This is a genomic window from Microvirga pakistanensis, from assembly GCF_004458765.1.
GTDB lineage: Bacteria > Pseudomonadota > Alphaproteobacteria > Rhizobiales > Beijerinckiaceae > Microvirga > Microvirga pakistanensis.
The window spans coordinates 122602-145911 of record NZ_SPJX01000108.1; the positions used below are offsets into that span (position 1 = coordinate 122602).

The 23310-nt window shown below is 60.4% G+C and carries 18 protein-coding genes and 4 pseudogenes; 13 read left to right on the plus strand and 9 right to left on the minus strand.

Annotated elements, in window-relative coordinates; translation table 11 throughout:
* Positions 1-36: 36 nt before the first annotated feature.
* Positions 37-1641 (plus strand): GMC family oxidoreductase, encoded by a 1605-nt coding sequence (locus tag E4K09_RS03660; protein WP_134495262.1) that lies wholly within the window; start codon positions 37-39, stop codon positions 1639-1641.
* An 83-nt stretch (positions 1642-1724) separates the two neighbouring features.
* Entirely contained in the window at positions 1725-2882 is a 1158-nt protein-coding gene (locus E4K09_RS03665; RefSeq protein ID WP_134495263.1) for an iron-containing alcohol dehydrogenase, read from the plus strand.
* 280 nt (positions 2883-3162) lie between these two features.
* Here E4K09_RS03665 and E4K09_RS03670 read toward each other — a convergent pair.
* Positions 3163-3882, minus strand: a pseudogene (locus tag E4K09_RS03670) (IS6 family transposase).
* A gap of 309 nt (positions 3883-4191) precedes the next feature.
* Between E4K09_RS03670 and E4K09_RS03675 the strand changes: the two are divergent.
* Positions 4192-4668, plus strand: a complete 477-nt coding sequence (locus E4K09_RS03675; RefSeq protein ID WP_244610345.1) for a helix-turn-helix domain-containing protein — start codon at positions 4192-4194, stop codon at positions 4666-4668.
* A 13-nt stretch (positions 4669-4681) separates the two neighbouring features.
* On the opposite strand, the gene E4K09_RS03680 is transcribed toward E4K09_RS03675, so the two are convergent.
* Positions 4682-5386: a TetR/AcrR family transcriptional regulator gene (locus tag E4K09_RS03680; RefSeq protein WP_425293810.1), complete on the minus strand. Its 705-nt coding sequence runs from the start codon at positions 5384-5386 to the stop codon at positions 4682-4684.
* 218 nt (positions 5387-5604) lie between these two features.
* Here E4K09_RS03680 and E4K09_RS03685 point away from each other — a divergent pair, with 218 nt between their 5' ends.
* The 4 genes and pseudogenes from E4K09_RS03685 to E4K09_RS30965 all read left to right on the plus strand — a co-directional run.
* Positions 5605-6753, plus strand: a complete 1149-nt coding sequence (locus E4K09_RS03685) for an HlyD family efflux transporter periplasmic adaptor subunit (RefSeq protein ID WP_166802141.1) — start codon at positions 5605-5607, stop codon at positions 6751-6753.
* Entirely contained in the window at positions 6750-7925 is a 1176-nt protein-coding gene (gene devC, locus E4K09_RS03690) for an ABC transporter permease DevC (RefSeq protein ID WP_134495266.1), read from the plus strand. Before E4K09_RS03685 ends, devC begins: the two co-directional genes overlap by 4 nt.
* Positions 7926-7935: 10 nt before the next feature.
* On the plus strand, positions 7936-8676 hold the full coding sequence (locus E4K09_RS30960) for an ATP-binding cassette domain-containing protein (RefSeq protein WP_134495267.1): 741 nt from the start codon (positions 7936-7938) through the stop codon (positions 8674-8676).
* 3 nt (positions 8677-8679) lie between these two features.
* Positions 8680-9195: pseudogene (locus E4K09_RS30965) on the plus strand (MFS transporter); the annotation flags it as partial.
* A gap of 99 nt (positions 9196-9294) precedes the next feature.
* Here E4K09_RS30965 and E4K09_RS03705 read toward each other — a convergent pair.
* The gene (locus E4K09_RS03705) at positions 9295-10176 is read right to left on the minus strand and encodes an adenylate/guanylate cyclase domain-containing protein (protein WP_134495269.1); all 882 of its coding nucleotides are present in this window, start codon (positions 10174-10176) and stop codon (positions 9295-9297) included.
* A gap of 431 nt (positions 10177-10607) precedes the next feature.
* On the opposite strand from E4K09_RS03705, the pseudogene E4K09_RS30810 reads away from it, so the two are divergent.
* From E4K09_RS30810 to E4K09_RS30095, 3 genes and pseudogenes are all read left to right on the plus strand, one after another.
* Positions 10608-10709: pseudogene (locus tag E4K09_RS30810) on the plus strand (DUF6766 family protein); the annotation flags it as partial.
* A 77-nt stretch (positions 10710-10786) separates the two neighbouring features.
* Positions 10787-11431 carry a DUF1801 domain-containing protein gene (locus tag E4K09_RS30815; RefSeq protein WP_342211329.1) on the plus strand — a complete coding sequence of 215 codons (645 nt, stop codon included), beginning with the start codon at positions 10787-10789 and terminating at the stop codon, positions 11429-11431.
* A gap of 308 nt (positions 11432-11739) precedes the next feature.
* Positions 11740-11841: pseudogene (locus E4K09_RS30095) on the plus strand (VOC family protein); the annotation flags it as partial.
* A gap of 252 nt (positions 11842-12093) precedes the next feature.
* Here E4K09_RS30095 and E4K09_RS03720 read toward each other — a convergent pair.
* The 4 genes from E4K09_RS03720 to E4K09_RS03735 all read right to left on the minus strand — a co-directional run bounded on the left by E4K09_RS03720 (position 12094) and on the right by E4K09_RS03735 (position 15871).
* A complete protein-coding gene (locus E4K09_RS03720; RefSeq protein WP_244610347.1) occupies positions 12094-12366 on the minus strand; it encodes an SWIB/MDM2 domain-containing protein in 273 nt (90 codons plus the stop codon).
* Positions 12367-12510: 144 nt separating this feature from the next.
* Complete coding sequence (locus E4K09_RS03725; protein ID WP_134495272.1) at positions 12511-12780, minus strand: hypothetical protein; 270 nt, start codon at positions 12778-12780, stop codon at positions 12511-12513.
* A gap of 1216 nt (positions 12781-13996) precedes the next feature.
* Positions 13997-14665, minus strand: coding sequence for a haloacid dehalogenase type II (locus E4K09_RS03730; protein WP_134495273.1), 669 nt, complete (start codon positions 14663-14665; stop codon positions 13997-13999).
* Between the two features lie 333 nt (positions 14666-14998).
* Entirely contained in the window at positions 14999-15871 is an 873-nt protein-coding gene (locus E4K09_RS03735) for a LysR family transcriptional regulator (protein WP_134495274.1), read from the minus strand.
* A 148-nt stretch (positions 15872-16019) separates the two neighbouring features.
* On the opposite strand from E4K09_RS03735, the gene E4K09_RS03740 reads away from it, so the two are divergent.
* The 3 genes from E4K09_RS03740 to E4K09_RS03750 are packed head-to-tail and all read left to right on the plus strand — an operon-like array spanning position 16020 to position 18842.
* Entirely contained in the window at positions 16020-16328 is a 309-nt protein-coding gene (locus tag E4K09_RS03740) for a (2Fe-2S)-binding protein (RefSeq protein ID WP_134495275.1), read from the plus strand.
* On the plus strand, positions 16310-17689 hold the full coding sequence (locus tag E4K09_RS03745; RefSeq protein ID WP_134495276.1) for an FAD/NAD(P)-dependent oxidoreductase: 1380 nt from the start codon (positions 16310-16312) through the stop codon (positions 17687-17689). Before E4K09_RS03740 ends, E4K09_RS03745 begins: the two co-directional genes overlap by 19 nt.
* Positions 17682-18842 carry an NAD(P)/FAD-dependent oxidoreductase gene (locus E4K09_RS03750; RefSeq protein ID WP_134495277.1) on the plus strand — a complete coding sequence of 387 codons (1161 nt, stop codon included), beginning with the start codon at positions 17682-17684 and terminating at the stop codon, positions 18840-18842. The genes E4K09_RS03745 and E4K09_RS03750 overlap by 8 nt, the downstream gene beginning before the upstream one ends.
* Before the next feature lie 394 nt (positions 18843-19236).
* Here the strand turns inward: E4K09_RS03750 and E4K09_RS03755 are convergent, their stop codons facing one another.
* A complete protein-coding gene (locus E4K09_RS03755; RefSeq protein ID WP_134495278.1) occupies positions 19237-21204 on the minus strand; it encodes a hydantoinase B/oxoprolinase family protein in 1968 nt (655 codons plus the stop codon).
* 3 nt (positions 21205-21207) lie between these two features.
* Entirely contained in the window at positions 21208-23247 is a 2040-nt protein-coding gene (locus E4K09_RS03760) for a hydantoinase/oxoprolinase family protein (RefSeq protein ID WP_134495279.1), read from the minus strand.
* Positions 23248-23310 lie beyond the last annotated feature (63 nt).

Here is a 23310-nt window from a genome sequence, read left to right on the forward strand (position 1 = left end):
AACATTGCGGGCACATTTCTCTGAGAGAATGACGTTATGGATAGTTTCGATTATGTGATTGTCGGCGGAGGCACAGCGGGCTGCGTGCTGGCGAACCGTCTAACGGCTTCCTCCGAGAGCAAGGTTCTCGTACTGGAGGCAGGTGGACCGGACAGAGGTTTCTGGATTCCCATTCCAGCCGGCTTCAGCAAACTGCTGACGAATGCCAAGTACAACTGGCGCTTCCAGACGGAGCCGGAGGAAAACGTCCACAACCGCACCATCGTGGTGCCGCGCGGCAAGGGCTTAGGCGGATCCACGCTGATCAACGGCATGATCTTCGTGCGCGGCCAACCTCAGGATTACGACACCTGGGCTCAACTCGGAGCCAAGGGTTGGAGCTTCGAGGACGTTCTTCCATACTTCAAGAAGCTCGAAAGTTTCGAGGATGGCGAGAGCACCTATCGGGGAGGGAGCGGGCCTCTCAATGTGGTGCGTGTCTCAGAGCGCCCGGAAATCTCCGAAGCCTTTATTGCAGCAGCACAGCAGGCCGGTTTTCCTCTCAATCCCGACTACAACGGAGCCGACCAGGAGGGCTTTGGCTATTATCAGGTCAACCAGCGCAATGGCCGGCGCTGGAGTGCGGCGGACGCTTATCTGCGCCCTGCCATGTCGCGCCCAAATCTCAAAGTGCAGACTAATGCTCATGTCACCCGCATCGATTTCGAGGGGCGACGGGCTGTTGGCGTGACGTACCGGGTCGGAAACGAAGAGAGGCAGGTGAGGGCGCGGGCCGAAGTTATCCTTACGGCAGGATCAATCCAGACCCCGCATCTTTTGGAGCTGTCGGGCGTTGGCGATCCGCAGACACTCTCCTCCGTTGGGATTCCCGTCCTCCACGCTTTGCCCGGAGTTGGCAGCAACTACATCGATCACTTCGCGACACGCATGAACTGGCGGGTGAAACTACCGGTCACGCTCAACGAATTGACGCGAGGGTGGCGTCTTGGCGCTGCGGTCGCTCAGTACTTCCTGACCCGAAAAGGCATCCTAACTTTCGGAACTGGCCTCGCACATGGTTTTGTCAAAACGCGGCCCGAACTCGAAACTCCGGACGTGCAGTACTTCTTCATGCACGCAAGCTATGCGAATGCTGGCGAGCGCAAGCTCGATCGTGAGCCCGGCATGACCATCGGCGTTACCCAGCTGCGTCCGGAGTCGAGGGGAACAATCCATATCAAGTCTCCCGATCCCCTGGTCCCGCCTGCGATCCGCCCGAACTTCCTGTCAACCCGGACCGACCAGGAAGCCATGATCGAGGGGATGCGTATTGCCCGGCGCGTCATCGAGCAGCCGGCTATGGATCGATACCGGGCCTATGAGATGAACCCGGGTCCGAATGTGAACACCGACGATGAATGGCTCGATTTCGCTCGGCAAAACGGCCAAACGATCTATCACGCCATTGGCACCTGCAGCATGGGGCAGGGACCCCGCGCGGTCGTCGATGAGCGCCTCAGGGTCTATGGTTTTGAGGGCCTGCGCATCGTTGATGCGTCGATCATGCCGTCCATGGTCTCAGCCAACACGGCGGCTGCGGTCATGATGATCGCCGAGAAGGGAGCCGACCTCATCAAAGCCGATGCCCGTAAGAGTGTCTGAATCTGGCATGGCATGCTCATGAGTTGACCCCGGCTCACGATAAAGCGGCCCAGGCATAAGGGCATCAAAGGGAGGATATGGACATGGCAAACTTCACTTTTCAAAGCACGCCGCGCCTGATCTGTGAGATTGGCGGGCTGAACCGGATCGGCGAGCTGATGACCGGTCTTGGCGTCAGCCGGGCCATTGTCGTCTGCGACCCCGGCATTGCCGCCTGCGGTTTCGCGGAGCGGGCCATTGCCATCCTGAAAGCAGCAGGCATATCCGCGACGGCATTCGACCAGGTTCAGGCAGATCCGCCGGCAAGGGTAGTGCGCGCGGCCGTAGAAGCCGCTCGGGCCTTCGACGCTGATGGGGTTGTCGGGCTTGGCGGCGGCAGTTCGCTAGACACAGCAAAGCTTGTTGCCCTGCTGGAACGCTCCGATCAGGAACTGCAGGATTTGTATGGAGTCGATCTGGCGCGTGGTGGTCGTCTGCCACTGATTCAGGTGCCGACGACGGCAGGCACAGGCTCGGAAGTGACTTGGGTTTCGGTTGTTACAAGTGAGGCCAACGAAAAGAAGGCTATCTACTCGCCCCAACTTCTGCCGGATGTGGCGCTACTGGATGCTGAGCTCACCTTAGGGATGCCGTCACGTGTCTCCGCTGCAACGGCGCTCGACGCCATGGTTCATGCTATTGAGGCTTACACCAGCCGCACCCGCAAGAATGTCGTCTCGGATGCTTTGGCCGTGAAGGGGCTGGAGCTACTGGGGGCCAATATCCGCCGGGTCGTGGACGACGGCTCCGACGTCGAGGCTCGTTCTGCCATGCTGCAAGGTTCCATGCTGGCAGGCATGGCCTTCGTCAACGCAACAGTCGCTGCCGTACATGCCTTGTCCTACCCCTTGGGAGCGCGGTTCCATGTTCCGCATGGACACAGCAACGCCCTGGTGATGGGGCCTGTATTTCGCTTCAACATGCCCGTCGCGCAAAAAGCCTATGCAGAACTGGCCACACACCTGCTGCCGGGACGCACCTTTGCGAGCGATGCCGAGGCCGCCGAAGCTTTCGTTTCCGAGCTGGAGAACTTGGTCGCCTCAGTGGGCTTGGAAACCCGCCTTAGCCAATTGGGTGTAACGGAAGGGGATCTCCATGGCATGGCGGAGGAGGTTACGGTCGGAATTCAGAGGCTTTTGGCCAACAATCCCCGCGATATGAGCTTCGATGACGTCGTAGACATCTACCGCACCGTATTGTAGCGCCACCGCAGGGAACGAATCCCGTCCCATGGATCACTCAGGCTGCAAGGCTAAAGAGGCGGTTCACCGGACCGATTTCACTTGCTGGATCAGGTTGTTGTAAGATGCAGGGGCGACGATGGATCATCTTCATAACATCGAAGCCTTCAATGGTAGCGGAGGCTGTATCGTCAGTTTAAGGTTTTGAGATAGATCCACTCCTGCAGAAGCCTCTAGCGACATCCGAAGTTCCGTTGCAACCCCTAACGTAGGTCAAGCGAAGGCCAGACGAGCGCTCGGGTTAGGCAGCAACACGGAAGAGGGCCGCGATGACATCACTCTGAGCCTTCATGTCTTTCGCTGATGCGATCGCCACCTGGCCCTTGCCGATCATCGCCATGATCTCGTAGCCCACCATCGTCCGTGAGGCCGTCGTGAAGCTCTTGAAGCCCAGCCCAGGACAGACCAGCCGTTTGATGCGCCGGTGATCCTGCTCGACGATGTTATTCAGAAATTTCACCTGCCGAAGTTTGGCAAACCACCAGAGCCCTCCTGCACGTTTCATAGCCTCCGTCGCAGCCGGATAGGCGGCGTTCTTGTCGACCGTGATGGTCCGCGGATTGACCGTGTGTGGCTGCCCTAAAGCCTTGCGGAAGAACCGCCGAGCGGCAGCCGCATTCCGCTTGGGTGAGAGCAGAAAGTCGATTGTTTGCCCGGTCGCGTCGACAGCGCGGTAGAGATAGACCCATTCATCCTTCACCCGAATGTATGTTTCATCCACTCGCCAAGAGCCGTTGGTCATGCGCAGATGCGGACGACTGCGCTTGTCCAGTTCGGGAGCGTAAGCCTGGATCCACCGAAAGAGGGTCGTAGGGTCCATCTGAATGCCTCGGTCCGCAAACATCCGCTCGAGATCACGATAGCTGATGGGGAACTGCAGGTATCAGCGCACCGCCCATAGGATGATCTCCGCCGTGAACTGCCGACCCTTAAACGGGTTCTTCTTACCTGCTGTCACCATGAGCCCCTCTCACCTCGATCCCGTCATAACCTGAGTGGTGGGATGCTTCAAAGCTGCAACAGAGCCGCAAGAAGCCAGATCCGGAGGATGAGGAAGCTTACCCGCCCTATGCCAATGATCCTGATCCATGGAAGGCGCACCTTGCCGAGATCGATGCCCTGCTCGAGCGCACCAGCAAGGCACTCGCCGGCGAGACCCCGCTGCCCAGGAGCCGCTCGCACCTGGTCTACGATCCCGATCAGGATGGGCTGAGGACCTGTGGCTCGATGTGGTCCAGCGCACCAGCGGCTGGCCGCCATCGCCGCGGCAATGGCAGCCTGGACCGCGTGGCTGGATCTCAACCTCTACACCCGCCTGCCCTGGCTCGGGCTAATCATGGCAGCCTCCATCCTGCGGGCGAGGGGGCTCACCCACCATCTCCTGCCGCTGGCCGCCGGCTTCAAGCAATCCAAGTTCCGGCCGCAGGGCCGGGAAGGGGCGGCCGAGAAGCTGGAGGGCCTTTGCCAGGTGCTCGAGGAGGCGCTAGCGATCGCCGACAAGGATCTCGACCGGCTCATCCTCGCCCGTGAGCTGATGAGCCGGGTGACAGCCCGGACCCGCTCCAACTCCAAGCTGCCGAAGCTCGTCAATCTGTTTCTCGCCCGCCCGCGCGTGACCGTGCCGCTCGGGGCCAAGCTCCTGAAGGTGACACCTAAGGCCGTCGACCTGATGCTGGCCCAGCTCGGAGGCGCCCTGCCGCGCGAACTCACCGGCCGAACCCGCTACCGCGCCTGGGGCATCGTCTGAGGCGCTGGCAAATTTAGAGGGCCCGGGTCACTGACCAGTCTCTCTCATCGCCGGTGAGCACTCCATGAAACACCAAGTCGATATGAGCCGCGAGGAAATCTTCGCTGCTGATCGATGCATGGCGATCAAACGTCATGCGCCAGATCGCAGCCATGAGAGCGGGGGCGATAAGCACGAGAGGGAGGCGGGCCGCTGCGCCCTCCCGTATCTCGCCACGAGCAATTCCCCGCTCCACAACCCGCTCCAGGAGTGCGCGGCCCTTTGAGATCGTCTCGGCGTAGTAGAGCTCGGTCAGAGCCGGAAAGCGTTCGCCTTCCGCAATGATGATCCGGATCAGCACCCGCAGGTCCGAGTTCACAAGCTGCCGGTGAACGGTCTCGATGATCAGCTTCAACAGATCGCGCGTTGTGCCTGGATAAGTATCGATGAAGCCGGTGATCTGGCTGAGCACCGGCGCAACCTCCAGGCGCACCGCTGCCAGGAAGAGCGCCTCCTTGTCTGTAAAGTATCGATAGATCGTTCCCTTCACCACACCGGCCCGGCGGGCCACGTCCTCCAGACGCGTGCCTGCAAACCCGTGCAAGGCAAATTCCTCAAGTCCAGCCCTAATCAGTTCGGCTGGTCGGGCCTCCTTGCGCCGGCGCCGGGGCGGCCGCCCTGACGCAGTGCTCACCTCGTCCATAAAAATTCTGCCTCCTGTAAATGACCAATGAGTCATTATCGATTGCTTGCGAGCGAATGGGTGCTATAATGACCATTAAGTCATTAACCGTCCAGCGCCGTGACAGCAGAATGGGCAGGCCCATGCTCACCGCCCCCCGTGATCAACTCCATGCCGCTAGCGTGGCTGATGCAGCTATTGGCCCGTCCAATGGTGAGCGACTGCCCCTCCTGGCTGTTGAGCGAGCGCTAGATGGCACACCCGCGCCGTCGCGTTTGCGAAGGTGGGTACGCTTTGCCGGGGTCATTCCGCTCATCCTGGGGCTGGTGGGGCTTGGCGGCTTTGTCGGTCTCTACTTCCAGCCACCAGGGCTTCAGAAGCTCATGGCGGTGCTTGACCTGCAACCTGGCGCCGGCACCTCCTCACCGATCGCTGTCCCGGTGGCGCAGCGGGATCCTGGTCAATCTGGAGCGGCGGCCCTCAAGGCTGCTCGGCCCGCGGTTGTCGGCCTTGGCCGACTGCTGCCTGAGGGTGAGGTGGTGACCGTTGCCCCACCTTTCGGTGCCGGTGATGCACGTGTCGCGAGCTTGAAGGCCGACGAGGGGAACCAGGTGGAGCAGGGAGATGTCTTGGCGGTCCTGGATAGTGAACCCACCCTGCTCGCGGCTGTTACGACCGCACGGGCCCAGCTTTCCGCACGTGAAGCGACGCTTGCTCAGGTCAAAGCCTCCGTACAGGCCAGTCGCGACGAAGCACTTGCCACACTCGCTCGAGCCGAGACCACCTTCCAGAATGCCATCCGTGAGTTCGAGCGCGTGGAAACCTTACGCCAGCGCGGCTTTGCGGCCGAGCAAAACTACGACCAGCGCCGTGCCGCACGTGACGAGGCGGCGCATGAGGTGCAGAGGGCTCGAGCCCAGCTCTCCCGCTATGGCTCCGGCCGTCTCGAAGACCAAGTGGATGTGCTCGTCGCCGAGCGCAACGTCGACACAGCTAAAGCCGATCTGGCGCGGGCCCTGGCCGACCTCGACAAAGCCTATGTCCGCGCGCCCGTCACCGGAACGGTGCTCACCGTCCATGTCAGACCTGGGGAGAAGGCAGGCACCCAGGGGCTGATGAATCTGGGCAACCTCGAGCAGATGACTGTCGAGGTAGAGGTCTACCAGACCCAGATCGGCCGCGTTGCCCTGGGCAACCCCGTCGAGGTCATGGCTGAAGCCCTGCCGCAGCCGCTCAAGGGCCGGGTAACACGCATCGGGCTCGAGGTTGGCCGTCAGACCGCTGTCGATGCTGATCCGGCGGCCAATACCGATGCTCGGGTGGTGAGGGTCACAGCCGCTCTTGAGCCTGAGGCGTCCCGGCTGGCCCGGCGATTGACCAATCTGCAGGTCACGGCCCGGATCAGTACAGGAGATGGATCATGACCGCCCTTCTGGGCCATCTTCTCGGACGGTTGCCTATCGGGTGGCTGCAGCTGGTCCACAACAAGACCCGGCTTGCCGCCGCCCTTGCCGGTGTCGCCTTCGCGAGCGTTCTTGTTCTCATGCAGCTGGGCTTCCTCGGAGCGCTCGTTGCCAGCATCAGGCTTCCCTACGACCAGATGAACGCCGACCTTCTGATCTCGGCCTCCGACATGAACACGCTGGCCGACGGCAGCCCGCTTCCACGTCAGCGCATGTTCGAGGCTCTCACTGTCGAGGGCGTCCAGAACGCCACCCCCCTGTACTACGGCAAGATCGAGTGGAAGCAGCCGGATGGCACCATCCGCAACCTGGATGTGTTTGGCATTGATCCCTCAGTGGAATCCCTCCGCAACCCAGCCATCAACGCACGGCTGAGCGATATCAGCCTCTCGGACGTGGCGCTGATCGATGCCAAGGTCAGAAACGTGCCGAAGGGCCTGTTTGCTGCAATCACAGCCGGAGAACCATACCGCTTCGAAGTGAAGGGCCGCACCCTCACGGTGGTGGGCACCTTCGAGATCGGCGGCGGCTTCTCGGCCGACGGCTATCTCGTGGTCTCTGACCAGACCTTTCTGCGGCTGTTCCCAAACCGAGTGGCAGGGGCGCCGAACCACATTCTCGTGACGCTTGCACCCGGTGCTGATGCAGCGCTGACCTTAGACCGCCTGCGTGCAACCCTGCCTGCTGACGACAGCATCGTGAGGACAGTGGAGGAGGCCTTTGACAGGGACCAAGCTTTCCAGACGACGCAGCGCCCGGTTGGGCTTGTCTTCGGCTTCGGGGTGGTGATCGGAATTCTGGTCGGCATCATCATCGTCTACCAGGTGCTCTCCACCGATGTTGCCGAGCACCTCAAGGAATACGCCACCTTCAAAGCCATTGGCTACTCGCAGCGGTTCTTCCTGGGCATCGTGTTCGAGGAGGCCCTGATCCTCGCGATCCTGGGCTTCGTTCCAGGCTTTCTGGTGTCCCTACTGCTCTACACTGTCGTCGTCGCCGTGACAGGGCTACCCCTTGCCATGACTGGGGCACGCGCGGTGTTCGTCCTGGTGGGGACACTCGGCATGTGCGCACTCTCTGGAGCGATTGCCACCCGCAAGCTCGCCCGCGCTAATCCGGCGGACCTGTTCTGAGGGGGCTGCCATGGATCTGACAGCTCGGCGTGAGCGCTATACGGACGGCGACCTGAACCGACCGGACGCACCAGTGGTGGTGCGGGGGCTCAATCATTGGTTTGGAGAAGGCGAAGCGCGAAAGCAGGCATTGTTCGACGTGAACCTCGCGCTTGAGCGCGGCAAGCTCACGGTCCTGCTCGGGGCCTCAGGGTCGGGAAAGACAACCCTGTTAACGCTCATGGGATGTCTCCGCCGCGTTCAGGACGGCAGCCTGACCCTTTTGGGCACGGAACTGGCTGGTGCGGATGAGCAGGTGCTCGTTCGATGCCGCCGTCGGCTCGGGTTCATCTTCCAGGCCCACAACCTTCATGAGAGCCTCACCGCGATGGAGAACGTGCGCATGGGGCTGGAGGTGCATGGCAAAGCCGCCATGGCAGGTTGGGAGAGAGCCTCCGCCCATCTGCTCGAGATGCTCGGGCTTGGTGAGCGCTTGCACTACCTGCCGGGTAACCTGTCCGGCGGGCAGAAGCAGAGGGTTGCGGTGGCACGGGCCCTCGTGGGCAACCCGGACATTGTCTTTGCCGACGAGCCCACTGCTGCTCTGGACAAGAACAGTGCACTCAACACGGTCACCCTCCTGAAGCGCCTCGGCACCGAGCGCGGCACGACGACACTTATGGTGACGCACGATACGAAGATCATGAGCTTGGCTGATCGTATCATCACCCTGGAGGATGGGCGAATTGTTGAGGACAGCGGCACAACCTGAGGACTTATCGCACTGGGCTATGGCGGCACCTTCGTGACCTTCACGTTCCTGGCCTCGATCCTGGTCCTCTACGGTGCAGCCATCGCGGTTGGCAATCTGGCAGGCGGGCGCATCGCCGACCGGAACCCGGTCCGGGCGCTGATCGGCCTCTTCGCGCTCCAAGCCTTGATCCTCTTCATCTTCACCTTCACTGTGGCATCTCCCGTCTGGACGCTCATCACCCTGGCGGCGCTCGGGTTCCTCTCCTTTGCCAACGTGCCCGGGTTGCAGATCTACGTCGTCGAATTCGCCAAGCAGCATCGTCCAGGCGCGGTCGACGTCGCCTCGGCCCTCAACATCGCAGCCTTCAATCTTGGGATCGCCTTTGGCGCATGGGTCGGTGGCCTGGTGGTTTCGTCGCCGCTCGGACTTGGGGCCACCCCCTGGGTCGGCGCCGTCCTGGTCGCCGTCGCACTCGTGCTGACGATCTGGAGCGGCACCCTCGACCGTCGCCCGGAGCCGGTCGGCCAGCATGCATGACCGCTCGAAGTCGCCCGCGAGCTTCAACCCTATCAACCATGAGAATCGGCCGGGCGATGAGTGCCAGGCCCAGCACACAGGAGAATGCGATGAAGACTGTCACAGCCAATGGAACGGCCTAGGGTCACCGCCCATCCATTGCCTCCCTGCATGACGCTCACGAGCGACACGACGGACGCTCGCGGGAAGTGAGCCTGCGGATAGGATCGCCTCGGATTCCAGCGCCTTGCGAGCATCCTCCACAGTATGAAACCCCAACATGGTGATCGCGTTGGGGCTCCCTCCGTCAGATGTGCGATAGGCATGAAGGACAACGCACCCGACCAGCGTCAGGCCCTCGGGCTTGGTCACGCCCACCGGCGCATGATTCAGGATGGTATGGAAGCGTCGCGCCTGGTTGAACTCACTGCGGCGGTGAACCGGTGGCAGCGGCCGAGACAGCGGATGATCCGATGGATGGGCCAGATAAGCCCGGATGGGCGCATCAAGGTTTTTCACGAGCTGCGTCCCAAGGTCGTCGAAGGCCAGCGGCAGCACCCTGGACACGTAGTCATACGCCGTTCCTGGGAGGCAGACCCATCCCGGCTGTGCCAGCTTCTCCATGCGGGCGGCAATGTTCACCCGATCACCAAACATGTCGCAGTTTCGAACTATGACTTCTCCAACATGGACACCGATCCTAAATGTCACCCGGCGTCCCTTTGGGGTTTCCTCATTGGCCGCAGCAATCCTTTCCTGAATGCCAACCGCACATTGGACAGCATCAACGACGCTCGGGAACTCGGCGAGAATACTGTCGCCTGCGGTGTTGGCCGTGCGACCGCCATACTGGGTAATTTGCCGATCCATGATCTCCCGACGGAAGTAGAGCAGGGCTAGAGTTCCAGCCTCATCCGCATTCGTTAGGCGCACGTAGCCTGCCAGGTCCGCGTAGAGGATCGCGGCGAGGCGGCGGTGCATGACTGAGGCGCGCTTGTTCATGGTTGGATACCGCCCTTGATGGGCCAACCTAGACCCATGTCGCGTCGGTAGAGCCTCGCGGTCTACAGGATAATTGGCCAGTGCTGATTCTCGTTCCTAACCGACCGGCAACGCCAGCGAGATTGCAAGGACTCACGTTCCAGCTCAGGGTTCTCTCACGAAGGTCAGCTCATGGCACTTCCTGGGCCTAACAGGCTGGTCGGCTTTAGCAGGAAGGAGCTGACGTTCATTGAGAACTCGGAAGGTGAAGGTTTGACCCGCTCCGGATCTTTACAACAGGATCGACCTGGCCTCTGTGCTGCCGCAGCATCAAGGATGCTCTCGACGGTGAACGCGAGCGTGGCACCGCAGCCCGGGGGTCCGGACCTGAAGCCGCGAGAGCGATCTGCCTCTCACGTTGGCTTTTCTAGCGGCTTCGGAAGAGTGAGGCCCTCCAGATGGCCGCGTATGTACTGTTGATCGTGTTTCTGTTCCAGAAGGGCTCGGCCGAGTTCAAGAGCTTAATGCAGGCCGCCGCGGTCAACCTGACATAGACAGCGTAACTCAGCCTTCGATGCTTCAGTAGGACAGAACAGCTGTGCAAAGCGCGAAGCCTAGCTCGGGCAAAGTCATGGCCGCCCCTGCCGTTCGCATGCTTCTGGAGACGCAAGCCGTTGCGGAAGGCAAGAAAGTGCGGCATTCGGCAGCAAATGCCACCAAACTTGATCCAGCCCGTCAGGGTGTGATTGAAGTGTTTCCTCGCTATCCGGCTGCGCCCCAAGGCGGAAGAAGGGATGGCGGGTTCTTCGTAACCTGGATCAACCTCTCCGCCCCACGTCCCGGCACCCGATACGGTCCCACCATCATGAATCCCTCTGAACACATCAACCAGATGATTGCGGACCTTCCCGACTGGCGCGGGCCCATGCTCGCTGACCTGCGTCAGACCATCCTTGCCACGGACCCTGGCATCATCGAGGAATGGAAGTGGATGGGCAGCCCAACCTGGTCGCTCGATGGGCTCATTGCGGTCGGCAATCCCCACAAGAACAAGGTCAAACTGACCTTCGCCTACGGTGCCGCACTGCCTGATCCGGACAACCTCTTCAATGGAAACGATAAGGGCAACACACGGCGCTCCATTGATATCTTCGAGGGAAGACCAGTGGACAAGTGTGCCCTTCAGGACCTTGTTCGGGCCGCCGTAGCCTACAACCGGACCCATCTGAAGAAGAACGCCCCGGCCGCCAAGCGCGCCAAAGCCTGCAAGACCTGACTTGTGCCGCATGGGAAGTGCCTAGGATCAAGCCACGTTCGGAGCCAGAAATGGCTCGCCGGGAGTGAACGCATCACGGAGTGGGATGCACAAGCCGGGGCAGTTCCGAGTGAGACCCCCGTTACCCCAGGGACATATGAAATCGTTCCAGGCAAAGCCATTTGCGTTCGGTGAGCTACTGGCCATTGGTGGTCTTTGCTACCGAATGCCGAGAAAGAGCATGGCAAGCAACTTGGCGGGGCCGTTTACAGGCCGCTGATCCCTGGGGAGGCAAAGCCACTCAGATTGAGAAGATAGGCCTGCGTCTGCTGGTAGGTACCGGAGCGGTTCAGTATAATGACGCGTGTGGGCTCTGCTACATCCGTGGGCCTGAAGGGCTTCTCATCCGCCTCGCTCAGGAACCCAATTAAGCGCGATAACGGCAAAGAGCGAAAACTGACCAATGTCGGCGATCGCGCCCTAAGCAATCTTGTCGCGAGCAGGCGCGGCAAACAAAAGCCTCCGCCGATAGACGAAGAACTCTCAGCCAGGGCCGGCTCCAAGCCTTGGATGTCATGGAGATTGTTCGGGCAGATACGCAACGCGCCCGGTACCTGCATATTCCAACGGTCACGTTTACCAGTTGAGGCACGGGCCAGGTGTCTGGCCCGTGCCTTGGCATATCAGGAGAGATGCTGAGCGAAGTGCTTGTTCATCTCGAACATGCTGACCTTGTCCTTACCACCAAATATGGCCCGCAGCTTGTCGTCCGCCACGATCTCGCGCTTGTTGGCTGGGTTCTGCAGATTGTTGGCCTTGATGTACTCCCAGACCTTGCTCACCACCTCTGTCCGCGGGAGCGGCGCCGATCCGACTACGGCCGCCAGTTCGTTCGACGGCTGCAGCGGCTTGGCTAGGGCAGAGTTTGGCTTCTTGGCTGCTTTGGCTTCGGTCATTGTAAAATTCCTCAACTTCGCCTCACTGCCATCCGCATGGGCAGAGGGGGCGGGACCATGGCAAGCAAGGGCTGAACAGTTCCTTAATCACGCTCAGATCGTCTAAATGTCAGTAGAAATATTGTTTCTATCAGGCCTAAGTCATCACCAACCACGGCGTTTCGTCTGTGGCTTGGACATCATCTGCCGCATCGCTTCCTCAGCGCGAGCTCTGGCCTCTTCATCGTTGCTGAGGTTTCGGACATCCGACGGCTCCTTCTGTTGATCAATGCCATTCTTCCGGGCCCGCCACTGTTTTGCCTGCACAGCCGTGGCAGCCGCGTTGGCCAGCCTTTCCAATCGATCCAATTGAGGCGTGCTGGTTTTCCCATTGGTTTCAGGTTGATCGTCCTCTCGCGCGGGGTGCTCTGTCATCAACTGACTTCCTTAAGTTCGGTAACGATAGTTATGCTACGCAGTTACGCGCTTCATTTCGTGGGGAATAAGTTAACTCAGTTTTAACTATAAAGGTCCGACGTAACCAGATGCGAAAGATCCATCACGGCTTCATAGCAATCGTCGTTCTCGCGGGCCCCGCCAGTCTCATTCTCGTCCATGAGAAGCTGACCCGAACACCGGCCCAGGAAGTGTTTGAATTGTTCAACCCTCCGCCGATCTTACGGCAGGCATACACGCAATGCGCTGAGGCTCCGAAGCAGCAGCGGTCTACCCAATGTGACCAGTATGTTAGTTTCTTCGAAGATTGCGCCACTCGTAAGAACGAGTGTGGCCCACAATCGGTCTATGAGGTGCTCACCAGGCTCATCCTCTCAGCGCCGCCGAAGAGGCCGAAGGCAGACAAGATAGTTACACCTACTGACGTCTAACTTGGCACAGAGCCAGGACGAAGTCGCAATGCTCTCTGCCCGCGCACAAGGCTCCGCCTGTTGAGCACACGATGCCTTCATTTGGTGAAAGCGGCGTCGATATAGATTCTTCTGGAACTCCTTGCATCGCATTATGAAAGCGACAGAGATTGCTCGACCTTGATGGTCCGATGAATTGGCCATGCAAGGTTCAGCCCCGTGAAGAATGCCAGTCAGTCGCAGCTGAACCTTCCGCTGCTCGATACCGTCGAAGAGAGGTGAGCCCTCACATTCTGCGCGACCGAGGTGTCGATTGCAGCTGACCTGACTGATACTCTGGCTGCAAGTTGGGTGAAGGATCCCGTTGGGGATGTCACATTCACGGAGTATAGTCATTGAGCTGTCCGATAAGGTCAGTTTTTGCACAGCTCAAGCCGTTGATTTCGCTTAGCGAGAAATTCCTCCTTGACGAGTACAGGCTAGTATTCGCCGTTAATGTGACATCCCCGCAGGATGAACAGGCAGAGGAGCGCCAGAGCATCGGCAGACTGCTAGGGGGGCGGATTGCCCCTATGGTGGAAGCATTCCTTGATGGCACTGCTACTTTTGGCCGCCATATCGGCTGCCGTTTACATGGCCAGACCCGTCGCCCGGATGCCAATTCTCCTGAGGCGCACGGTATGAGCTCGGAGATTGGGCTTTGTCTCGACGACGGCCCGAGCTTCGTATGTCCGAGAGCGAGCCAATACTCCTCGGCTCGCCCCCACGATCACTGCGTCTGAGATCTAAAGCCCTACAAGGGCCGCAAGGCCGCGGACATCCGGAATTTCCGCGTATTCATAGAACGGGTTGGCCGGCTCGTGCCCACGATTGACCCAAGCCTTGGCCTTGATGCCAAGATCATAAGCCGTCATCAAATCATAGCGGAACGAGGACGACACATGCAGAATATCATCGGGGCCGCAGCCGAGTGTATCCAGCATGTATTCGAAGGCACGGTATCGAGGCTTGTAGGCTTGAGCATCCTGAGCCGTCAGAACAGCGTGGAATGGAACGCCATGCGCCGCTACATTGTGATGGATCTGGTCGTTGGACGCATTCGATAGGATCACCAGCGGAATTTTGTTCGCGATCTTCGCCAGCCCCTCATGGACGTCAGGGTGCGACTTCCAGCCCGGAACCATCTGATAAATGCGCTGGCCGTCTGCGAGATCGAACGGCACGCCATGCTTCTTGCAGCTGCGCTCAACGGCATTGCAAATCACGTCCTCGAAAGGCTTCCAGGCGCCAAGTACCTCGTCCAAGCGGTAACCGCGAAAGCTCTCGACAAACGCATCCATCGTAGCCGGGTCAAGCCGGGAGCCATAAACCTCTCGAGCGCCTTCGGCCATCTGGAAGTTCGTGAGCGTGCCATAGCAGTCGAATGTGATATACTTGGGCGAGAAGCGCGGCATAAATGTATCCCCTTACAGCGTGAAGCTGCACATCAAACTATCAGTTGCGAAGCCCATAGGGTGCGGACAGGTAGACCGATGGCAAAATATCGTTTCGAATTCACAGGGTAATTCAGCAGCCTGCTGTGCGCGTGCCACAGGCGAGACACTGAGCGCACCCGACCGTAGCATCGAGAGCCATTGCTCGAAGAGGATTGTCGCGAAAACGATCGCATGCGTGGCTGCACATTCTGACCCGATCGACAGGGACATGTTGGTACAGCTGCAGCAGAACGGCCACGGCACTCACGTACAGCTTGCCGATACTTCGTTCGACAGCAAGGCAGGGCGTTCTCAAAGGAATTCGCGGATGCACTGCAGGAAGGGCCGGAAGAAGCGGGATACGGGCCGCGCACTATTGGTTGAAATCGCCACGTTCATCATAACGGCGGGGGAAAAGGGGCGGGCCACCAGTCCCTGGAAGCCGCTCCATCTCACGAGTCCGTCGACGAGCGCGATCCCAAGGCCGCCGCTGACCAGTGGAACCGCCCCAACCGAGGACGAAATCTCGATGGACACGTCCCTCACCAATCCGAAGCGATCAAATGCCTCATCGAGCATCGGGCTCACGTCGGCACGATTGCCATAGGAAATCAATGGCCTCCCGACGAGGTCATGCGGAGTGACCTCGGCCTTATCAGCCAGTGGGTCCGTGTCGCGCATCACCGCCATGACTCGGACGCCCGCCAACACCTCGCTGCGAACTGTCGGCGCTTGGATCGTTGAGAGCGTCACCGTGAGATCGATGTCCCCGATCAGCAGTTGCTCGGTGATCTCTTTCTTGGGCAGTGCATGAAGATGCACCTTCACCGTCGGGTGAGCTTGGCGGAACTTCAGCAGAGCCTGGGGCAGGACCGAATAAGTGATCGGCGGGCTTGCCCCGATCCGCAAGAGGCCAATCTTACGCTCGCCGATCGTACGGGCGAGGTTCTTCAGCACTTCGATCTCGCGGAAGACCCGATCGGCATCCTCATAAAGCAGATGCGCTTCCATGGTTGGCACCAGGCGACCGCCGATCCGCTCGAAGAGCTTGTAGCCAAGCTGGCTTTCCAGGTGGTGAAGCACCTTGCTCACTGCAGGCTGCGACACGGCGAGCGAATTGGCAGCGGCCGTTACAGAGCCGTCGCGCATGATGGCGCGGAAGATTTCCAGTTGGCGAGCATTCATAACGACTACGAGCAATTGGCCGAAGTGAGGGCACTGTTCCATAACCCCAGGTTAACATCAAGGCATCATTTGCGATTGGTGTTTTACCGCAGCCGCTGAGATCTTCGCGCTAGGCGGCCCTTCCCGCCGAGTAGGAGGATCCAGCTCCATGCAGGCCAGATTCGTGCGGCTCGCTGAACAGGAGCGAAGGCCGATCGTGCTGTCGGTCGACGGAGTGGCTGTCGACGCAATGGAAGGCGACGTTCTGCTGACCGTGTTGATGTTGCATCGAGGCTTCGCCCGCATCTCGGAGTTCGGAGACGGACCGCGCGCGGGTTTCTGCATGATGGGCGCCTGTCAGGACTGTTGGGTCTGGACGGGCAGCGGCGATCGCCTGCGCGCCTGCTCCACCGCGGCTGCCGAGGGCATGGATATTCACACGAGCGCGCCGGAGGGGTTATGGCCGATCCCCGCATAGTCATCGTGGGAGCAGGGCCTGCCGGTACACGGGCAGCCGAACTCCTCGTCGCGGCCGGCCTGCGTCCGGTCGTCATCGACGAGTCCCCGCGCAGCGGTGGGCAGATTTACCGTCGACCTCCGCCGAACTTCACCCGCAGCCATGAGCAGCTCTACGGAACCGAGGCAGGCAGGGCACGTGCAATCCATGCGACCTTCGACGCCTTCGCCAACAAAGTCGATTATCGTGCCGAAACCCTCGCGTGGGCGGTTAAGGACGACCGGGTTTTCGTCCAGAAGGCTATGACAGTCGAACAGATTCCCTACGACGCGCTTCTGCTGGCTCCTGGGGCGACGGACCGTCTGATACCTCTGGAAGGCTGGACGCGGCCGGGCTGCTACTCGCTCGGCGCTGCGCAAATCACCCTGAAGGCGCAGGGCTGCGCTATCGGACAGGAGGTGGTCTTCGTCGGGACGGGCCCCCTCCTTTACCTCGTGGCTTATCAATACATGAAGGCGGGAATCGCTCCGGTGGCGGTGCTCGATACGTCCTCGCTCGCGCAGCAACTGCGGGGATTGCCATTGATGGTTGCGCGGCCAGAGCAGTTGATCAAAGGCGCGCAGATTGTCTCCGCGCTCAGGCAGGGTGGCGTACGGGTCCTGCGCGGCGTAAGGCCCCTCGAGGTCCTGGGAGACGACAGGAGCGTGACCGGCATGCGCTTCTGTGACGCGGCAGGTCACGAGCAGGAGCTACGATGCACCGCAGTCGGCATGGGCTACCATCTGCGCGCCGAAAGCCAGCTGGCTGATCTGGCCGGCTGCTCCTTCGAATTCCATCCAACCGTGCGCCAATGGCTGCCGGTCATCGATGAGATGGGGCGCAGCTCCATCAGGAACGTCTATTTGGCAGGCGACGGCGTGCGCATCCTTGGAGCCGACGGCGCAGAAGTTGCGGGCAGGCTTGCCGCGATCGCTCTCCTGTCCGATCTGGGTTGGCCCATTGACCAGGCGAAGGTGCGGTCTCTTCAAGCCGAGATGCGGCGCCATGTGCGCTTTGCCAGCGGCATCGCGAAAGCGTTCCCCTGGCCGCATGAGCAGGTTGCTGCAATCCCCGACAGAACCTTGATCTGTCGCTGCGAGGCGATAACGGCCGGGGAGCTGCGTGCTTCGGTCAAGGATCTGTTCTCGCCCGAGGTAAACCGTGCCAAGGCGTTCTCCCGCGTCGGCATGGGACGCTGCCAGGGCCGATTCTGCGGTCCCGCAAGCCAAGAGGTCGTGGCGGCCGCCAATGGCGCGCCGATCCAGAGTGCCGGCCGGATACGTGGGCAAGCCCCTGTGAAACCGCTACCGATCGGCATAACTGAGGAGACGAGCCGTGGTTGAAGCGTCGGGCCAAGCCGATGTGATCATCGTAGGAGGGGGGATCGTGGGTGCCTCCACCGCCTTTTTCTTGCGCGGACGGGGAGTGAAGGTAATTCTGCTGGAGCGCTTCCTTATCGGTCAGCAGGCCAGTGGCACCAATTTCGGTAATGTGCGCCGGCAGGGTCGCTATCTCCGCCAGCTGCCGCTAGCCAATCGTTCGCGGGATATCTGGGGAAGAATCCATGAGCTGACTGGTTCAAATGTCGAATTCATGCCGGTTGGTCACATCCGTTTCCTTTGGAAGGAGGAGCAACTCGCGGTTGTCGAGAAATATCAGCGCGATGCCGCCGAATACGGGCTTGAGCTGCACATCCTTGGGAAGGAGGCAATCCGCGAGAGGTTTCCCTTCATCGGCCCCGAGGCCGTGGCCGGATCTTGGTCGCCGCACGATGGCCACGCGAACCCGCGTCTGGTCGCGCCGGCCTTCGCACAAGCTGCGATGCGCAATGGAGCGACGATCATTGAGAACTGCGAGGTCCTATCAATCGAGAAGAGCGGCGAGGACTTCACCGTAGAGACACCCAGAGGCAACTACCGCGCTCCTGTCGTGGTGATCTCCAGCGGTGCTTGGGGTGCGGATCACGCCGCCGCGATGGGAGAGGCGGTGCCACTGGTCGTCGACGGTCCGCAAATGGGTGTGACTGAACCGTTGCCCTATTTCGTGCATCCGGTGGTCGGAGTCTCGACACAGGTTCCCGGCGAGGTGGCCTATTTGCGCCAGATCCCACGCGGCAACATTATCTTCGGCGGCGTCCGGCGACGTCCGGCCGCATTGGACGAACGCCGTGCGAAATACGATCCCGCCGGGCTGATGGAACAATTGCGGCAGATCCAGCGGTTGGCTCCCGCCCTGCGGCATGCGCGCGTGATCCGCACATGGTCGGGAGTCGAAGGGTATCTGGCCGACGATATCCCGGTGATGGGCGACAGTGACAAGATCGCCGGGCTGTTCTACGCGTTCGGATTTTGCGGCCACGGCTTTCAGATCGGCCCCGGCGTCGGAGACGTGATGGCCGAATTGATCGCCACTGGCACCACAACGACTCCGATCGACGACTTCCACATCCGACGCTTCAAGGATCCGGCGCGCTGGCAGAGGACCGCTGCCCATTGAGAACCATCTGAACGAAGCCGGTAGGCGATCACCCGGAACCGACGTCTGATCCAGCCTTTTCTCAAGATGGTGCAGGCCTTGCGGACTGAATCAAGTCCTCATCTGAGGACGTGTCGGGAGAGTCCTTCGGTCTGACGGCGTGATATCTGAATTGCCAGCGCGGCGTGTTTTCCGACCGGCGCGGGTCCGGGTCGCCGCATAAAGGCTGCAGAGAATAAGGTATGCTGGTTCCGTTCGACGGCTCCTACCCTAGAGCATCTCTCGGCGAAGTGGATCCGGGCAGCGTCCAAAGGCGCGGCACATCCACGAAGAGAGCTGATTCCACCTAAGTGGAAACAGCTCTCATCCTTTGCGAGAGGAGGGTGGGATCAGTTGGGGCGGCACAGGTTTTTTATCATAGCGAATAGGCAGTTCGTATATCGGCAAAAATCGTGGCCATCTGATCCGCCATTGGGATGGTTTGATCCAGGGCGGCCACTGCATCGAAGATCTTATGCTTGAGGAAAAATCTCCACCTTACAGGAACGGTTGCCAAGAATTCGGTCAGCAGGGTGTAGCGTTCGACGGTCCAGACCAACTCGAAAGCGGTACGCTCCGAACCGTACGTGAAGATGGATGCAACATGCGCGCGCACGGGACGCGCAGCACGCAGCCGTGACGTTGCCTCTTCGTCCAACCTCCCATCCATGATGACGACGCCGTAATCGCGCGCCGCGCTGTCGCTCGAAACATAGCCCTGCCGCACATCGCGCTCGACGAGAGCTGGGTTGCGTTCGAAAGGATTTCCCCAGCCGCCGGCTCCAGGGCCGACCACGCGGATCACGTCGCCCGGCCCGCAATGGACCAGATCCGTGTTGCGCAATTGAGTCTCGCCTGGGCCGGGGTTCAAAACGAATTGCGAGACAACTCCCGCTTTGGCACCTCTGACACCCCATCCCGGCATTATCGAGCGGTTGCGGTTTCTTGCCGTCACAATGGTCTCCGGAGCCGAGATGCGGAATTCCATGACGGCCGAAAGGCCACCGCGGAACTTCCCTGGGGCACCCGTATCAGGCTCAAGGCCATAACGCAGGAACCGGATTGGGACCTCGGCTTCCGTGATCTCGATAGGTGTGTTGCGGAGAAAGCCCGTCGCGCCGCCTGCGCCGTCGCAGCCGTCACCATAGGGCGTTCCGCCACCGCCGCCACCGACGGGCCCGATCGAAGCCATGATCGGTTTGCCATTCCGCGAACTTGTTTTCACGTTCATGATGGCGTTTCCGCCGGGCGAGGCGGCCGGCATCAGGTCCGGCAATGCTTGGCAGAAGGCTCCGACAGTGACGATCTGCGTCATCGCGCAGGTCAAAGAGCGCATTCCAACCGCCGCCGACGGCTGACAATTGACGATGGTGCCTTCGGGCAGGATTGCCCGTGCAGGACGCAGGGTGCCTGCGTTGAGAAATAACCCATTGTCCAGGGTGTAAAGCACATAGGTCAGCCCCACCATGACCAACGGGTGCCGTTCGCGTCCACCTGTCGGCATGTTCAGGGAGGAGCCGAGCTGAGGGTCGGATCCCGTATAGTCGAGTTCGACTTCGTCTCCCTTGATCCGGAGCGTTAGCGCGATCCGGCAGGGCTTCCCGCCAACGGAATCCTCGTCAGCATAATCGGCGAAGAAATATTCGCCATCCGGTACCTTCCGCAGGATCGCGCGAGCTTGCGCTTCTGCATAGTCGAGGATCTGTTCCACCCCCTCCATGAAGGCATCGAAGCCGAAACGGCGAATGATCTCGTGCATCTTTCGCTCGCCCACGTTGATCGACGCGAGTTGAGCGTTGAGATCGCCCCAGTTCTGATCGGGCAAGCGGACATTGGTACGCAGAACACGGGCGACAAACTCATTCATCTCTCCGTCTTCGACGAGCTTGACTGGAGGAATCCGGATGCCCTCTTGCTCGATCTCAGTGAGACTTCGTGAGAGCGAGGCCGGCACGGCGCCTCCCACATCGGTATTATGGATATGGCCGACAACGAAGCAGGCGATCTTCCCGTCGTGGAACACCGGTTTCCAGATGTGGATGTCGGGCGAATGGGTGGCAACGTAGCCCGAATAGGGATCATTGGTGATGCAGACATCGCCCTCGCGGTAGTGGTCGAACATCCGCAGGAGCGGGCCGTAGTCGATGCCGGAATACCAAGGAGCGCCGAATTGCCGGGGACTGGCGAAAGCCAAGCCATCCTTGGTGACGATCTGGCAGGAGAAATCCTCGGTTTCCTTAACAAAGGCCGAATGCGCAGTCCGCATCAGGGTGAACGCCATGGCATCGGCGGCAGCGGAGCAGAAATTGGCAAGGACAGACAGATTACGCTGGTCGATGGCCATGGCTCAGGCCTCCGGCTGAGAGGTGATGACAAGGTTGCCGAAGCGGTCGACGGTAATCACATAGCCTGGTGGCACGACAGTGGTCGTATCATCCTGTCCGATGATCGCAGGGCCTTCAATCCGATGTCCTGCGCGAAGGTCAGCGCGGGCGTAGACGGATACCTGATACGGGGCGCCGTCAAAGAAGGCGGCTGCGGTTGTCGCCGGCCCTGCCGGTGCAAGGGCGGGTTCGAGCTCGCGAATGCGCGGCTTTGGCGTTGCACCCGAAACGACAAGGCGCAGGTTCACCAGCTGCACCGACGCCGATTCGTCGGCATGACCATAGATCCGGGCATGTTCCTTATGAAAGGCGGCGGCAATGGCACTCGGCGTCAGCGCTTCCGGGTCAAGTGACGTTTCGATCTCATAGGACTGACCGAGATAGCGCATATCTGCTGAAAGGCTGAGCTTTGCCTCGCCTTCGTAGCCTTGTTTGGCGTAGAGCCAATCCAGCGCGGCGGACTTGAGCTCAGCGGCCACGGACTCCAACCCGGCAATACCCTCATCGGTCACGTCGATGTAGAGGGTGCGAATGAAATCATTCTTCAGATCCGCAATCAGCCCGCCAAGTGCCGAGACGACGCCCGGCGTCAAGGGCACGACGACACCCTTCATGTTGAGTTCGCGCGCGAGAAAGCAGGCCAGCATCGCCCCTGCTCCGCCGAATGCGAAGAGATGAAACTCGCGCGGGTCAATGCCGTACCGCGAGGTCAGACCTGAAACCTCAGCGTACATCGACGAGACCGAAATCTCGATGATATTGGCTGCTGTCTCCTCAATGCTGATACCGAGCCGTTTCGCCAGCGGCTCAATGGAGGCGCGCGCGGCGGCGTGGTCGACTTTGACAGCACCATAGCCGAGCGGAGTATGGCCGATGAGGTTCGAGGCGGCGACCGCGTCGGTGATGGTAGGGCGTCGTCCGCCCCGGCCATAGCAAACAGGACCAGGAGTCGATCCGGCGCTGTCCGGTCCGACCTTCAGCACACCCAGGTCGTCTACCCAGGCGATCGAGCCGCCTCCTTGTCCCACCGACGAAACCGAGACCGAAGGCACATGGATCTGGAAGTCGCCGATAAGCTCGCCCACGCCGTACTGCGCTTGTCCGTCAATAATCACGGCCACATCCGCCGAGGTGCCGCCGATATCGAGGCTAAGGATTTTCGGGAAGCCGCACTCCTTGGCAAGGTAGCCCGCTCCGATCACGCCTGAAGCGGTTCCCGACAGGATCATCTGCACGCATTCTGCTTTCGCCTGGTCGATGCTCATGACACCGCCGTTGGTCTTCGTGATATGCAGCGCACATTGAACGCCCTTTTCGCGCAGGATCGCCTCAAACCTGTCGAGATAATGCGCGACCTTGGGTTGCACATAGCCCGAGATAACAGCTGTGATCGTGCGCTCATACTCGCGAATAATGGGCCACGTCTCTGCCGAGGAAAACACCGGCAGATCAGGAGCGATGGTCGCGATCATCGCCTTGACCGTCTTTTCGTTCGCGGGGTTGCGGTAGGAGTGCAGAAAGGACAATACGATGCCTGCGCAGCCCGCCGCACGTGCTGCAGCAACCGCGGCTGCCACATCCTCGAGTCGCGGCTCAGCCACAACTGTGCCTGTCGCATCCATCCGTTCGTCGATGCCGAAGACACGGTCGCGTGGGATCAGAGGGGCAGGGCGCGCTGAATAGAGATTATGGATCTGCGGGATCTTGAGGCGTGCGACCTGGAGTACATCCTCGAAGTTCTTGGTCGTGAATAGCGCAATATCGTGACCGTTGCGTTGGATGACAGTGTTCACGCCGACGGTCGTGCCATGCGTAAAGTAAATCACCTCTTCTGCAGCTATGCCGTATCGCTTCCGCAACGCGTCAAGGCCTGTGACGATCTCGGCACCGGGCGCATCAGGGCGCGACAGCACCTTCAACGTGGATATCATTGCATCCGCTTCGTTCAACACTGCGAAATCGGTGAAGGATCCACCCACGTCGACGCCAACCCGGTAGCCCATAAGGTCCCTCCTTGTGCCCGTTTAGGATTGGCAGCGCCCTGTTCAGTGAGCCAATTCCTTATG